Origin of the sequence: Pseudomonas sp. PDM30, from assembly GCF_019218985.1 — a bacterium.
GTDB classification, from domain to species: Bacteria; Pseudomonadota; Gammaproteobacteria; order Pseudomonadales; family Pseudomonadaceae; genus Aquipseudomonas; species Aquipseudomonas jessenii.
In genome coordinates, this window is sequence record NZ_JAHUWM010000010.1 from 88,085 (window position 1) to 102,245 (window position 14,161).

At 58.2% G+C, this 14,161-nt stretch carries 11 protein-coding genes; all 11 read left to right on the plus strand.

What is annotated here, in order from left to right; all coding sequences use genetic code 11:
• Nucleotides 1-191: 191 nt before the first annotated feature.
• Nucleotides 192-1,565 carry a sigma-54-dependent Fis family transcriptional regulator gene (locus KW840_RS22195; protein WP_218497851.1) on the plus strand — a complete coding sequence of 458 codons (1,374 nt, stop codon included), beginning with the start codon at nt 192-194 and terminating at the stop codon, nt 1,563-1,565.
• Between the two features lie 182 nt (nt 1,566-1,747).
• Nucleotides 1,748-2,896, plus strand: a complete 1,149-nt coding sequence (locus KW840_RS22200) for an iron-containing alcohol dehydrogenase (protein ID WP_218497852.1) — start codon at nt 1,748-1,750, stop codon at nt 2,894-2,896.
• A 76-nt stretch (nt 2,897-2,972) separates the two neighbouring features.
• Nucleotides 2,973-4,415, plus strand: coding sequence for a hypothetical protein (locus KW840_RS22205; RefSeq protein ID WP_218497853.1), 1,443 nt, complete (start codon nt 2,973-2,975; stop codon nt 4,413-4,415).
• A gap of 361 nt (nt 4,416-4,776) precedes the next feature.
• A complete protein-coding gene (locus tag KW840_RS22210) occupies nt 4,777-6,492 on the plus strand; it encodes a PAS domain-containing sensor histidine kinase (RefSeq protein ID WP_218497854.1) in 1,716 nt (571 codons plus the stop codon).
• Nucleotides 6,493-6,499: 7 nt separating this feature from the next.
• The gene (locus KW840_RS22215) at nt 6,500-7,849 is read left to right on the plus strand and encodes a sigma-54 dependent transcriptional regulator (RefSeq protein WP_218497855.1); all 1,350 of its coding nucleotides are present in this window, start codon (nt 6,500-6,502) and stop codon (nt 7,847-7,849) included.
• Nucleotides 7,850-8,135: 286 nt separating this feature from the next.
• On the plus strand, nt 8,136-9,467 hold the full coding sequence (locus tag KW840_RS22220; RefSeq protein WP_218497856.1) for an ABC transporter substrate-binding protein: 1,332 nt from the start codon (nt 8,136-8,138) through the stop codon (nt 9,465-9,467).
• Nucleotides 9,468-9,497: 30 nt separating this feature from the next.
• Nucleotides 9,498-10,817, plus strand: coding sequence for an ABC transporter substrate-binding protein (locus KW840_RS22225; RefSeq protein WP_218497857.1), 1,320 nt, complete (start codon nt 9,498-9,500; stop codon nt 10,815-10,817).
• Nucleotides 10,818-10,889: 72 nt separating this feature from the next.
• The gene (locus tag KW840_RS22230) at nt 10,890-11,789 is read left to right on the plus strand and encodes a branched-chain amino acid ABC transporter permease (RefSeq protein ID WP_123722561.1); all 900 of its coding nucleotides are present in this window, start codon (nt 10,890-10,892) and stop codon (nt 11,787-11,789) included.
• A complete protein-coding gene (locus KW840_RS22235; protein ID WP_056723368.1) occupies nt 11,789-12,733 on the plus strand; it encodes a branched-chain amino acid ABC transporter permease in 945 nt (314 codons plus the stop codon). Before KW840_RS22230 ends, KW840_RS22235 begins: the two co-directional genes overlap by 1 nt.
• The gene (locus KW840_RS22240) at nt 12,730-13,512 is read left to right on the plus strand and encodes an ABC transporter ATP-binding protein (RefSeq protein ID WP_218497858.1); all 783 of its coding nucleotides are present in this window, start codon (nt 12,730-12,732) and stop codon (nt 13,510-13,512) included. The genes KW840_RS22235 and KW840_RS22240 overlap by 4 nt, the downstream gene beginning before the upstream one ends.
• Nucleotides 13,509-14,156: an ATP-binding cassette domain-containing protein gene (locus KW840_RS22245; RefSeq protein ID WP_056723361.1), complete on the plus strand. Its 648-nt coding sequence runs from the start codon at nt 13,509-13,511 to the stop codon at nt 14,154-14,156. The genes KW840_RS22240 and KW840_RS22245 overlap by 4 nt, the downstream gene beginning before the upstream one ends.
• Nucleotides 14,157-14,161: the final 5 nt, after the last annotated feature.

Below are 14,161 nucleotides of genomic sequence, written 5' to 3' on the forward strand. Positions count from 1 at the left end.
GACGGTGACCTGTTCCAGCCAGCCCTTGAGTCAACGCCGGCGTCACACGCTTCTATTGGATTAGGCCCCATGCCCTTGGCTGCATGGGACCACTTCAAGGCTTCAATTGCTCTCTTGTCTTCCCGTCACTCTCCATCCCTCAACACAACGTTTACACTTAACGGCTCCGTACTCTCGAAGGAATCTCCCCGGTGAACGTCAACGACGCCAGTTTCGAAGAACTGCTCAACGCTTTGCATGACGGCGTCTACATCACTGATGGCGACGGCAAGACGCTGAAGGTCAATCAAGCCTATGAGCGCCAGACCGGGCTCAGTGGTGCTGATCTCATCGGCCGATCCATGCAGGAGCTGGTGAAGGAGGGCGTCCTCTCGCAATCGGCCACACTGCGTGTATTGCATGAAGGTCGGCCGGTGTCGGTGATGCAGAGCCTGAGTCAGGGCAAGAAATTGCTAGTCAGCGCCACGCCGATTCTCGACGCTGATAACCGGATTTCATATGTTGTCAGTACCGTACGCGACATGACCGAACTGCTGCGCATGAAACACGAGCGCGATGAGTTGCAACAGCTTAAACAACTGCGCAACAGCACCGCCAAACTTCATGCTGGCCAACGAGACAATCTTTTGCGTTCTCCGCTTATGGCCGATCAGGAGGTTTCAGGCCGCGTCTTCTCGCTGGCCCGGCAGGTTGCCAGTAGCTCGGTGAAGGTTCTGCTTCAGGGAGAAACCGGCGTCGGAAAGACCCTTGTAGCGCAATTCATCCACAACGCCAGTCCACGGGCCAGTGAACCATTTCTCGCGCTCAACTGCGGTGCACTGCCCGAGAATCTGATTGAAGCCGAGCTGTTTGGTTATGCGCCTGGAGCGTTCACAGGCGCAGGCCCCAAAGGCAAGCGCGGCCTGTTGGAATTGGCGCATCACGGAACATTGTTTCTCGACGAAATTGGTGATTTGCCACTGCCGGTGCAGGTCAAGTTACTCAAGGTTATCGAAGAAAATCGCTTCATTCCTGTCGGCGGCCTGGAGTTGAAGGAGGTCGATGTGCGCATCATTAGTGCCACCCACCACGACCTCAAGCGTCTGGTGGCAGACGGTCGTTTTCGGGCTGATCTGTATTACCGGCTCAACGTGGTGCCGATCAACATTCCAGCACTGCGCGAGCGTCGTGAGGAGATTCTGCCGCTTCTAAACTACTACCTCGATAGATTCAATGTCCGTTATGAACGCCAGGTTCAATGGAGTCTCGAAACCCTCGACCTGATGTGCGACTACACCTGGCCTGGCAACATCCGTGAGTTGATCAACATCGTCGAACGGTTGGTGGTGACCAATCAAACCGGGACTATTGAGGCGCTGGACATGCCTGAGGAGATCCTCAACCTCAACCCGCTGAATACCGATGACAGCCGCTTACCGCTGCGCAAGGTGTTGGAAAACGCCGAGCGCAGTGCGATTCGTGCCGCGCTGCGTGTGCACAAGACCACGCGCCTGGCGGCCAAGGCGTTGGGCGTGAGTCAGGCGACTGTGGTGCAGAAAATGAAACGCTGGGAACATTCTGATTAGGATTTTAATCAGCCCCGAATTAATCGATCAGAAAACTAATCGGGACTGACCGGTAAAAAACCCTCTTTTTTCGTGTGAATCGCGCAAAGGCCCACGCCACAGGGCTTTGCGGGTATTGGCACGTCTTTCGCTATCTCATATGGCACGTCTTCCAATAAAACAACATCCACTGGACGAGCACTATGAACATCTCTGCTTTCAAAATCGCCAACAAACTGATCACTGGACCGGCTGCTATCGAGCAGCTTGCCACTGAACTGAATCGCCTCAATGTCAAAAACCCGCTGATCGTGACAGACGCCGTTCTGGTCCAGTCCGGCACTGTGGACTTGGCGCTGGCACAGTTGGGGGGGCGCTGTTACGGCATTTTCGATCAGGTCAAACCGGAACCTGAAATTGCCATTGTTGAGGACTGTACCCGCACCTATCGCGAGGGCAGTCACGACGGGTTGATTGCTGTGGGTGGCGGCAGTGCAATCGACATCGCCAAAGGCGTCGCGGCGTTTGCCGGACATGAAGGCCCGCTGGCCGAACTGTTCGGTGTCGATCAGGTGAAACGCAAAGGCCCCGTGCTGATTGCCATTCCGACGACCGCTGGCACCGGTTCGGAAGTGACCAACGTGGCCATCTTTTCTGATAAGCAAGCGAAGCTGAAGAAAGGCATTGTCAGCGACTACCTGCTGCCTGACGTAGCGTTGGTCAGCCCGATCATGACCCTGACTTGTCCACGCAGTGTGACGGCGGCCAGCGGTGTCGACGCGCTGGTGCATGCGGTCGAGTCCTATCTTTCGGTGAATGCTTCGCCCATCACTGATGCCATTGCGCTGGGTGCGATCAAGCTGATCGCCAAGGCGCTGCCCAAGACTTATGCCAATCCGTCCAACCTCCAAGCCCGGGAAGACATGGCCACCGCCAGCCTGATGGCCGGCATGGCCTTCGGTAACGCAGGGGTAGGCGCAGTGCATGCGCTGGCGTACCCGTTGGGCGGCCGGTTCAACATCGCCCATGGTGTCAGCAATGCCCTGCTGCTGCCGTACGTGATGGAGTGGAACAAGATGGCCTGCGTCGAGCGCTTCCGTGACATTGCCGAAGCCATGGGCGTGCGTGTCGCCGACCTGAACGACAAGGATGCGGCGGATCAGGCTGTCAAAGCCATGGCGGATCTATGTGCCGCGGTGGATATCCCAATCGGTATGCGCAGTTTCAACGTGCCTGAGGATGCCATCCCGGCGATGGCCGAAGAGGCCAGTAAGATCGACCGCTTGATGCGCAACAACCCGCGCAAGTTGACCGCCACCGATATTGAGAAAATCTACCGCGCAGCCTACTGATCCCGAAAAGCCGCGACGCCCCAGCCTGCCGGTTCGGGCGTCTGCCATTACAAGACCAATAAAACAGGTGCACTCAATGTCCAACACTACTGCGCAACGGAGCGAAAGCCCGTACATCCCGCTGGGTCCTTTCAAGGTTCGGTTGCCGTTTGTTCACTACAAAATCGAGCTTCCGGACTACCTTCAAGGCTTGCTGATGTGTGCCGTGGATCTGGCCGCCATTCCGCTGATGACCGAACTGCTCGGCATGCCATTTGAGGTCGCACTGGCCGTCGTGATGCTCAACGGCTTGCTTTACCTCGTGCACCATTTGCTCGGTGACCCGACCGTACCTGGCTGGATCACCCCGGCGGTACCCCTGTTGATGGCTTACTGTGCTCAATTTCCAGTGGGCCCGGAGCGTGTCCACGCCTTGATTGCCTTCCAGTTGATGTTGGGGGTTTTTTCAATTGCCCTAGGGGCGACCGGGATGGCGAAGAAGGTTGTGGAATATGTGCCCTCGGCGATCAAATCCGGGATTATCGTCGGTGCCGGCTTGAGTGCGGTGATCGCGGTGTTCCAGGTTGGCGGTAAATTCAATGTGCTGCCCTGGACCATTTCCATTGCGGTCGGCATCGCCTTCTATCTGATCTTCTCCCAGCACTTCAACGAACTGAAACAGCGCAACCGCTTCTGGTGGAACTTCGCCAAGCTCGGCATCTTGCCGATCATTCTGTTGGCAGTGGTGATTGCGCCGCTGTTCGGTGAGGCGCCATGGCCAACCATTCAGTGGGGCATCAGCAAACCGGATTTCGCCGGGCTGTGGAGCAACTACACTGTGTTCGGTCTGGGCATGCCGCCACTGTCGATGTTCATCTCCGCGCTGCCGACCATGCTGGCGGTGTACATCATTGTCTTCGGCGATGTGCTCAGTGCGAAATCGCTCCTCGATGAGGCAGAAACTGTCCGCACTGATGAAGTCGTCGACTACAACGCCGATCGCTCTCACCTGATCTTCGGCGCGCGTAATGCGTTCATGAGTATCTTTGGCCCGGATGTCGCCATGTGCGGCCCAAAATGGGCGGCGATGCTGGTGGTGGTGATCGAGCGTTTTAAAGGTGGGCCGAAGGCGATGAAATCGATCATCGGCGGTGTCGGGTCGTTCCGTTGGGGGACCAACACCGGTCTGCTGTTGTTGCCGGTAGTGACTCTGGTACAGCCTATTCTCGGTGTTGCCCTGTCGCTGACGTTGCTGATCCAGGGTTATGTGAGTGTGCGTCTGGGCATCCTTGAAGCTCGTAGCCAGCGCGACTTGGGTATCGCGGGCGTGATCGGCGCGGTACTGGCGATCAAGGGTGCGAGCTGGGCATTCGGGATTGGCGTTGTGTTGTGTTTGCTGATCTACGGCAAAAACTTCTTCAAAGGCGAGGTGGATGGGACATTTGCCAAGGATCTGAAGGCGGCGGATACCAAGCCGGCCAAAGGTGCTGAGTCGCCCAAGACTACTAAGAAGGTAGCAGAAGAGGCTATGGCTGACTGACAGGCCTGAGTCGCTCAATCTGACACTATTGCGGTGAGCTTCCTCCCACAGGTTTTGTATTGATCACGTCATCTGTGATCAACACTCATCCATTTGTGGGAGGAGCCACGGGCTAACTCCAGCCATGCCCCACGAAAGAAAGTTCGCCTTGCCTTCGCCATGCGAGCGATACCTTCCAGGTTAGCGATGGTGGTCGGGTTTCTGCGATCGTGAAGCTGTTAGCGTCAAGTGTGTCGCAGAATATGCGGGGAGGAGGGTATCTCCGACAATTCGCAGTCGTACTTCCACCGAGACGAATAGACAGATACAAGCTGTCGTCTCTATGCTGGCAGCGACTTTATAAAAACAATCAAAAAAAGCCATGAACCGTACTGCTTACTTCTGCTTGCTGCGCAAGTGGCTCGCCCGGCCGCACGGCAGCCTGGTGGCACGCTATACCTTGCTGTCCGTCTTTGTGATGAGCATCGCCCTCATTATGCTGGCAGTGCTCTATGAGCAATTGGCCAAAGATTTGCTCAATCGCTTGACTGGTGAACGTCTGGACGCCCAGGCCTTGTCCACGGCGAACCGCTTGTCTTCATTTCTCGATGATCGCTTTTACCAGGTCTCGGCATTGTCCAATCACCCGAACATGCCGGGGTTTATTGCCGATCAGTCCGCGCCCGGCAGTGACGTGGAGTCTTTGCTCAAGATCGAAGCGGATTTTCCGTTCCTGTATGGCGTGCTGTTTTTCGATGAACAGGATCATTTGGTCAACGTGCTGCCGGGGCAAGCCGCCTCTGGTGAGCCCTATTGGACCAACACTCATTGGTCTATCGCCGGACTGCCGATCCAGTGGGTAGGTGATATCGAAGTGATCGGGCCATTGCTGGCTGAACCCGGGCGCTCGGGTGGCTTCTTGATCCGCAAGACCATCCGCAATGGTCGCACCGATCACCGTGTGCGCATCGCCTTGCACCTGCGCCTTGCATCACTCACCGAGTTGCTCGTCAGTGCCGGGATGAGCGGGGTGGTTGCGCCGTTGCTGCGGGTGCCAGGCGGTGCCTTTATCGACCCCACCGGGCGCGCGGTCGAGGCGCCGAATCAGTGGCGTGACGGCCCCCAGATAATTCCCGGTTGGCAACTGGTGTTCAGAGTGCAGCCTGGGGCCATCCTTAAGCCGTTGAACGATGCACGCTGGTGGTTGTACTGGATAGCTGCTGGTTTTATCGTGTTTATCCTCATAGTTTTTTTTACTCTGTCGCGACAGTTGCGCTCGCGGGTCAGCACCTTGTTACAGGGCGCTCATCAGTTGTCCATGGGCGACCTCAGTTATCGCCTGGCTGAACAGCCCCGTGACGACGAAATCAACCATGTAGCGCGGGCGTTCAATGTAATGGCCGCGCGCTTGGCGGACATGTTGGAAAACACTGTGCGGACAGAAAATCTCGCGGTACTGGGGGCCTTTGCCACGGGCGTGGCCCATGAGGTGCGCAATCCCCTAACAACCATGAAAACTACAGTGCAAGCCTTGCTGCGCCGAGAAGAAGAACCCGAGCGACGCCACTTGCTGACCGACCTGGGCAAGGAAATCGACCGCTTATCCCATGTCACCAGCGATCTGTTGGAATATGGGAGGCCTCACCCGGCTCAACCCGAGGTGGTTGCCGTCGCGTCGTTGTTCGAGCAGATCGTCCGGCTGGCAGGGCCGGACGACCCGCAATTGCTGTGCGAAACAGAACCAGGCTTGCAGCTTTACGTCGACCCGGACCAGATCCGGCAGATCCTGGTCAACCTTTGTTTGAATGCCTTCCAGGCCTGCGACAACCAGAACCCTGTGCGCCTGTGCGCCCAAGTATGGGGCGGGCAGGTGCGAGTCATGGTCATTGACCAGGGATGCGGTATCTCCGAGGCGGACTTGCAGCGCATCCGCCAACCGTTTTTTACCTCCAAGGCGCGGGGTACCGGGCTGGGGCTGAGCATCAGTCAGCAACTGCTGGATGCCAACGGTGCGCGCATGGACATTATCAGTACGCTTGGCGTAGGGACTCAGGTGATCCTGGACTTTCCCGCGCCCCCAGGGAACGAGGCGAAGTAAACCACCGATGTCTGACATTCACGTTTTGATAGTAGATGACGAAGAGGCGCTGGTGCGCTCCCTCAGCTATGCCCTGCGCGGTGAAGGAATGCGCATCAGCACGGCCGGCAGTGGTGAGGCAGCACTGGAGCTGTTGGCGGAGGAGACCACCGGCATCGATATCGTGCTGCTCGACCTCGGTTTACCGGGCATCGATGGCCTAGCCACGTTGGACGGTATACGCCAGCTTCACGCACGACTGCCGGTGATCATGATTTCCGCTCACGGTGATACCCGCGCCGCCGTACAGGCAGTGAAAAGCGGCGCCACTGACTACCTTACAAAACCTTTTGAACTCGACGACCTGCTGGCGACCATCACCAGCACCTTGCCATTGGCCAGATGCGAAGAACCCGCAGTGGCGGTGAGTGATGAACTGGCCGCTGGCCTGCTTGGCCATAGCCCGGCGATGAGCACCTTGCACGCAGCGGTGGGGCGCATTGCCCGTAGTTCCGCAACGCGGATTTTGTTGCTTGGAGAATCCGGCACAGGGAAGACTTTGGTCGCCCAAGCCCTGCACAACCATAGCGGGCGGGGCGGGCAACCGTTTATCGAGGTCAACTGTGCGGCATTGCCGGAGCAGTTGATCGAGGCAGAGTTGTTTGGTTCGGAAAAAGGCGCGTATACCGGCGCTCACCAAAAGCGTGCCGGGCTGGTCAGTCAGGCAAATGGCGGCACGCTGTTTCTCGATGAGATCGGCGAATTGCCGCTGGCACTTCAAGCCAAGCTCTTGCATTTTCTTGAGAACGGCAGCTACCGAGCCGTGGGCGCCAATGCCGCGAGTAGCGCGGATGTGCGGGTGGTGGCGGCGACCAATCGGGATCTGGCCGATGACGTGCAATCGGGACGGTTTCGTGAGGACCTGTTCTATCGCCTGAACGTGATCACACTGGATATTCCTTCACTGCGCGAGCGCGGTGAAGACGTGCTGTTGCTGGCCGAGCATTTCGCCCGGCGCCAGGCTGTGGAGGAAGGGGTCGAACCGATCCGCTTCCCGCCGGACAGTGCCCAGGCATTGGCCCGTCACCGCTGGCCGGGGAATGTACGCGAGCTTAAAAACCTGGTAGAGCGCTTGACCATACTGTCACCAGGGCAGGCGATTAGCGTGGCGATGTTGCCTTCAGCGTTGCAAGGCCTGCAGATCGAGCCACTGGTACTGGGCGAGCAGCTCGAACTCGCCGAGCGTGATCTGGTCACCGATGCTCTGAGCCGCGCATCGGGCCATAAGGGCCTGGCAGCAAGCCTGTTGGGGATTTCCCGGCACGCGCTCAAGCGCCGTCTGCATCGCCTGGGACTGGATCGCTCGACCGAGCGGTAACCGCTCAACAATGCGCGCAGGTTGAGCGCTAAGCGCTCAATGCAATCGTCGCAAATCTCAGTAGCCGCTGCCGAGGCACGTGGCTGCGATCAATTTCAAGTGCGCTCACCCCGGGCGCCCAGGTATGCCTGGCAGACTGCATTTCCAAGCTGGCGGCCGCTATGCGTCCGATCGCAGCCACTTGCCTAGGCAACTCCTACAAGCTTTTCAGCCTTTCTGGCACACCCTTTGCTCTATCCCTCTGGCGAACTAACAAGAGGCGTTGCCAACGCCCTAAAGGATACTTATGTCACTGCCACGTCCATGGTTTTATTGCTCGTTCACAGTGTGCAGTCTTTTGCTGAGCGTTGTTGCTTCAGCTCAGGTCGGCCGCGTGGAGTTGGGCGCTGCCGCCTCTCAGGCGGACCTGACGATGGGCTGCCTTTACCCGATGACCGAGCGCGCAGCGATCTACGGCCAGGACAGCATCGCCGGGATCCAGATTGCCCTAGGTGAGTTGCAGGCGCAGCGCGAGGCTGGCCAGCAAGTGCCACGTCTGCGCGTGATCATCGATGACGATCAGTCCAAGGCTTCCTATGGCGTAGGCCTGGCGAAAAACTTCATTCATCAGGACGGTGTGCAAGTGCTGTGCGGTATGGTCTCGTCCGGCGTGGGGCTGGCGGTCAGTCAGTTGGCCAAGCGCGAGAAAGTACTGATGATCGGCACCGACCATGCGTCCTCGCGCATGACCCTGGAAAACGGCCACCCGTACTATTTCCGAGTCACCAATGACACTTGGACCTCGATGGCCGCCGGTGCCCGCTACCTGCAAGCCCTGCAACAACAAACCGGATGGAAACGCCTGGCGTTCATAGGCCCGGATTACGAATACGGCCACGTGTCCCGCGATGACTTGCACGAGGCCTTTGCCCAACTGGGTGTCAAGTTCGAGGACGTCACCGAACTCTGGCCACGCCTGTATGAGCCTGACTACTCCGCCTATATCGCTGCTCTGGAACAAGCTAAACCCGACATCATTGTCTCGGCCCTGTGGGGCGGTGACTTCCAGGCCTTCGTCAAGCAGGCAGCAAGCACCCGGTTGTTCGCCACCTCGCGCCTCGCCAATTTCGACACCGGTGGTAACTACGATTTCCTGGTGTCCCTGGGCGACCAGGCGCTTCCGGGGCTGATCCTCTCGGCACGGCACCATAACAACTGGCCGGATACGCCGCGCAATCGTTCCTTTGTCGAGCGCTTCCAGGCCATCAACGGTCGCTACCCGACCTACGCTGCCGAAGGTGCCTACACCGGTGTCATGGTGTTAGCCAAAGCCTATGAAAAAGCGCTGGGCAGTGTCGACTCCCAGGAGTTGATACATGCCTTGGAAGGCTTGGAAATTGCCTTGCCAGAAGATCCGCCCGGGTTCGTCTCAAGGATCGATCCGCTAACCCACCAAATCCAGCAGACCCAGGCAATTGGCACTCCGGTGCTCAACAACGATTACCCGCCCGCCAAGGTGATGCTGGGTAATTGGGTGGTGTATTCCGCCCAGGAACTGCAGCAGAACAGCGCAACCATCAAGCGTCGAATGAACGCTGAAAGCCCTAACTCGAAAAAGAGTCGTCCCGAGAGTCCCTAGTCAATTCATCAATCGAAAGTGGAAGCACAGATGAACAATTATAAGAAAAACATACTGAAGCACCGTTTGACCCTCGCTATTACCGCTGGCGTGGCCCTGTCCATGGGCTCCTCGGCCATGGCTGCCGAGAACGGTAAGTTTCGTATCGGCGTGGTGACTTTCCTATCGGGCCCAGCAGCCGGGCCGTTCGGTGAGCCGTCCGCGAACGCCGCCAAATTGCTGGTGGAAGGGCTAAACCAAGGCAAGCTCCCGGCGCCTTACAACACCATTGGTATCAACGGTGCCGAAATCGAGGTGGTGATCATCGACGAAGCGGGAGGCGCGGCTAAACAGGTCGAAGAGTTCCGTAACCTGGTGCAGCGCCAGAAGGTCGATGCAGTGGTGGGCTACATTTCTTCCGGTGACTGCCTGGCCATTGCGCCTGTGGCCGAAGAGCTGGGGGCCATGACCGTGTTTTACGATTGCGGCACTTCTCAGCTGTTCAATGAAGACAAGACACCGCAGTTTGTGTTCCGCACCGGCCTTGATGCGGTCGTGGACAATATCGGTGCCGCCCGTTACCTGACCAAGACCCGCCCCGACGCGCAGAAAGTTGCCGGCATCCAGCAGAACTACGCCTTTGGACAAGACAGCTGGAAAGACTTCACCCACTCCATGGAGCAGTTGATGCCCAAGGCCAAGGTGGTCGAGTCGCAGATGCCCAAGGTCTTCCAGGGTCAATACGGCGCCGAGATTTCCGCTCTGTCGGTCAAGCGCCCAGACATCATCCACTCCAGCTTCTGGGGCGGCGACATGGAAGCGCTTGTGTTGCAAGCCAATGCCCGTGGATTGTTGGAAGACGCCACCGCGGTCCTGACCTGCGGCGAGTCCGCCCTGGACCGCTACAAGGACCAGGCTCCCAACGGCATGGTCATAGGTGGCCGTGGCCCGTTTGGTGCGTTCGCGCCAGATAACGAACTCAATCGCTGGTTCAAGGACAAGTACCAAACCGCGTACAACTCCGCGCCAACTTACCCGGCGAGCAAAATGGCCCAAGCCATTCTCGGCCTCAAGCACGCAGCGGAAAGCGCCAAGGTTGAACAGGGCAAGATCCCCGCGCCGCAGGAGATCGCCAAGGCGTTCAAGGGCGCGACCTTTGAGTCGGTGTCCGGCACGGTGCAAATGGCTCGCGCCGGGGGGCATCAGGCGATGCAGGGCATTTCCTATGGCGAGTACCAATTCGACAAGGCGAGCAAGACAGGCAGCGTGCAAAACGTCATCGCCTTCTCCGGCGAATGCGTGACTCCACCAGACGGCACTCCCGCCCTGGAATGGATCAAGGCTGGCTTCCCCGGTGCCCAGTGCAACTGATCAATCTCGCTTGATTGTTCCGAAGTGGCGGCCCGTTCGGCGTCGCCACCTTTATGCCAAGGTAGGACCTCTATGATGAGTCTTTTCGCGGTGCTGATTGACGGCACCATCTATGCCTCGTGGCTGTTTTTGGTCGCGGCAGGGTTGACGGTGATCTACGGGGTCATGCGGATCCTGAACATGGCCCATGGCAGTTTTTATGCCATTGGCGCCTACACCGCAGCTTCGCTGGTGGGCTGGTATTTCAATAACGGTATTGGCCCGGTCTGGGCCGGTTACCTACTGATGCTTGGCTGTGCCCTGGTTGCTGGGCTGATCGTTGGCCTGATTATCGAGCGCGGGCTGCTCAAGTTTATGTACGGCCGAGACGAAGTGCTGATGGTGATCATCACCTACGCGCTGCTGCTGGTGTTGGAAGACACCATGAAAATGATCTGGGGCGTGAACCCCTATTTCGCCTATCAACCCTATGCCGAAATGGGCCGTAGCGCCTTGGCCGGGCTGAAGGTTTCCAATTACGACCTGATGCTGGTAGGCGTTTCGCTGGTGCTTGGACTCGGCTTGTACCTGTGGCTGGAACGCACCAACCAGGGCAAGGTCCTGCGGGCTGTGATCCACGACCGTGAAGTGGCTATGGCCATGGGCGTCAACGTCAAGCGCATGTTCACCCTGGTCTTTGTGTTGGGCACCATGCTCGGCACCTTGGCCGGTGCCTTGACCGCTCCGGCTATTTCCGTAGCGCCGGGTATCGGCGTGGAAATTATCGTCCTGGCCTTCGCCGTGGTGGTGATTGGTGGCATGGGCAGTATCGAAGGAGCAGCGGTAGGCGCCTTGCTAGTAGGGCTGAGCCGTGCGGCGGCGGTGCACTATGCGCCGGAATTCGAACTCTTTGTGATTTACGGCGTCATGGCGCTGGTTCTGGCGGTACGTCCGCAAGGCCTGTTCGGCCGCGTGTTAGCGAGGAAAATCTGATGCGCATGGATAAAACAGAACTGATTCTGCTGGCGGTTGCAGCGCTGCTGGCCGCCGGTGGCTGGATTGCTCCGCAATGGCTGGTGTTTTTGCTGACCATGGCGTTGGCCAAGGCCATGGTAGTGCAAGGCGTGGTGATGCAGATGCGCGCCGGTCTGGTGACCTTTGGCCAGGGCTTGTTCTTCTGCGTTGGCGGCTATGCCGTGGGCATGAGTGGGCATTTCCTAAATATCACCGACCTAGTCGTGTTGCTAGTGATCGGCGTTGGCGTCGCGGTTTTATTGGCGATGATTCTAGGCCTGCTGATGACCCGCTATCGGGAGATTTTCTTCGCCATGCTGTCGTTGGCGTTCTCGATGATCCTCTATGGCGTGCTGGTGAAAAGCTCGGCCCTGGGCAGTACTGACGGCTTCAACGTCAAGGCCTGGACCCTGTTTGGCTGGTCGCCAGCCGCAGGGCAAGGACCGCTGGTTTTGTTCATGATCATTGTTGCCAGTTCGACGGTGCTGGCTGTGTTGCTGCATCGCTATAGCCGCAGCAATGCCGGGATGATGTGTGAAGCAATTCGTGAAAACGAAGTGCGTGTCGAATACCTCGGGCAGTCCCCACGCTGGGTGCTGTACATGAACTACGTAGCCGCCGCAGCCGTTTCGGCATTGGGCGGTGGTTTCATGGCCTTGTCCGCCGGGCATATCGATCCGGAAATGGCCTACTGGATCACCTCCGGTGAGTTCGTGTTCATCGCCTTACTCGGCGGCACCGCCCACGTGGCGGCACCCTTTATCGCCGCCATCGTGTTTGCCGTGGTGCGCACTTACGCCATCGAACTGGTGCCCCATAGCTGGCAGATGATTCTGGGCTTCACCTTACTGGCGATCATCGTGTTCCTACCCAAGGGCTTGTGGAGCCTGTTTACCGGTAACGCTAGGAGGGCTAAAGCATGACCTGCATTCTCGAAACCCAGGGTCTGTGCAAGGAGTTCGGCGCCGTCACTGCAGCCAAGGACGTCAATGTGCGGATCAACAAAGGGGAAGTGGTCGGTGTGATCGGCTCCAATGGTGCCGGCAAGACCACTTTTATCAATATGGTCACAGGTTACTTGAAGCCGAGTCGGGGCGAGATCCTGTTCAATAACCAGTCGATCATTGGTCGCACGCCTCGAGCGATTACCCGCTCGGGCATGGCCCGCTCGTTCCAGGTCGCCCAACTGTTTCCGCAATTGAGCGTGCTAGACAACCTGCTGATTGCGGTGGCGGCGGCCGAAAGCCCGTTTCCAGCGCTGCTTGTGCCTATGCGCAGCGCCTCACGGATTGCCCGTGCCGACGCCATTCTTGTCGAGTTCGGCATACCGCAATGGCGTGACACTCTGGTCACCGCGGTACCGCAGGGGGTGCGCAAACTCATCGATATTGCCATGGCGTTGATTGGTGATCCGCAGATGTTGCTGCTCGACGAACCCACCAGCGGCGTTAGCGCCGAAGAGAAAACCGCGCTGATGGACACCGTGATGCGCGTCGTTGCCGAGCATCAAGTAACCGTGCTGTTCGTCGAGCATGACATGGACGTGGTACGTCGCTATGTGTCGCGCATTCTCGCGTTCTACAGCGGTGAAGTCCTGGCCGACGGCGCCCCGGAAGACGTCTTGGCCAATGCCCGGGTGCAGGAGTTCGTCACTGGCGGCGCCAAAGCCCACGACAAGGCGCAAAGGAGTGCCGTGAAATGAGCCTGGAAATTCGCAATCTCAATGTATCGATTGAAGGTATACCGATCCTCAATGACGTCTCGCTGTCCATCGCCCCCGGGCAAATGGTCGGTCTGATCGGCCACAACGGTGCCGGTAAGACCACCTTGATTCGCGCCATCATGGGTTTGTTGCCCACGGACCGCGGCGAGATGTTTTTTGGCGGACAGGACCTGCGCGCGCAGCCGGCTTTTACTCGCGCAGCAGCGGGTATCAGCTACTTGCCCGAAGACAGACGCCTGATTCCGTCCCTGACCGTGGAAGAGAACATCATGCTGCCAGTGTGGGCCAACAAACTGGCCGACAGCAAACAGCGTTTGGACTGGGTCTATAGCCTGATTCCAGAGATCGCCCAGTTCCGTGACCGCAAGGCGATGCAGTTGTCCGGTGGTCAGCAGAAGCTGGTGGCCATGGCCCGGGCACTGATGCCGGGCAATCAACTGTTGATTCTGGACGAACCTTTCGAGGGCGTAGCGCCGGTCCTGTCCCGGCGTTTAAGCGAGGTGATTGCCAAGCTGGGCCAGGAAGGCCTGTGCGTGTTGATCTCTGAATCCGATGACACACATTCTGCCGACCTGGTCGATGCGTTGTTTCGCATCGAGCGCGGCAGCGTGACAGCAGGGTAGGGCAG

What these genes read in the sequence shown, in the direction of transcription:
- KW840_RS22225 (WP_218497857.1), top strand. Translation starts at nt 9,498, where the DNA reads ATGAACAATTATAAGAAAAACATACTGAAGCACCGTTTGACCCTCGCT.
- KW840_RS22240 (WP_218497858.1), top strand. Translation starts at nt 12,730, where the DNA reads ATGACCTGCATTCTCGAAACCCAGGGTCTGTGCAAGGAGTTCGGCGCC.
- KW840_RS22235 (WP_056723368.1), top strand. Translation starts at nt 11,789, where the DNA reads ATGCGCATGGATAAAACAGAACTGATTCTGCTGGCGGTTGCAGCGCTG.
- KW840_RS22205 (WP_218497853.1), top strand. Translation starts at nt 2,973, where the DNA reads ATGTCCAACACTACTGCGCAACGGAGCGAAAGCCCGTACATCCCGCTG.
- KW840_RS22200 (WP_218497852.1), top strand. Translation starts at nt 1,748, where the DNA reads ATGAACATCTCTGCTTTCAAAATCGCCAACAAACTGATCACTGGACCG.
- KW840_RS22220 (WP_218497856.1), top strand. Translation starts at nt 8,136, where the DNA reads ATGTCACTGCCACGTCCATGGTTTTATTGCTCGTTCACAGTGTGCAGT.
- KW840_RS22210 (WP_218497854.1), top strand. Translation starts at nt 4,777, where the DNA reads ATGAACCGTACTGCTTACTTCTGCTTGCTGCGCAAGTGGCTCGCCCGG.
- KW840_RS22230 (WP_123722561.1), top strand. Translation starts at nt 10,890, where the DNA reads ATGATGAGTCTTTTCGCGGTGCTGATTGACGGCACCATCTATGCCTCG.
- KW840_RS22215 (WP_218497855.1), top strand. Translation starts at nt 6,500, where the DNA reads ATGTCTGACATTCACGTTTTGATAGTAGATGACGAAGAGGCGCTGGTG.
- KW840_RS22245 (WP_056723361.1), top strand. Translation starts at nt 13,509, where the DNA reads ATGAGCCTGGAAATTCGCAATCTCAATGTATCGATTGAAGGTATACCG.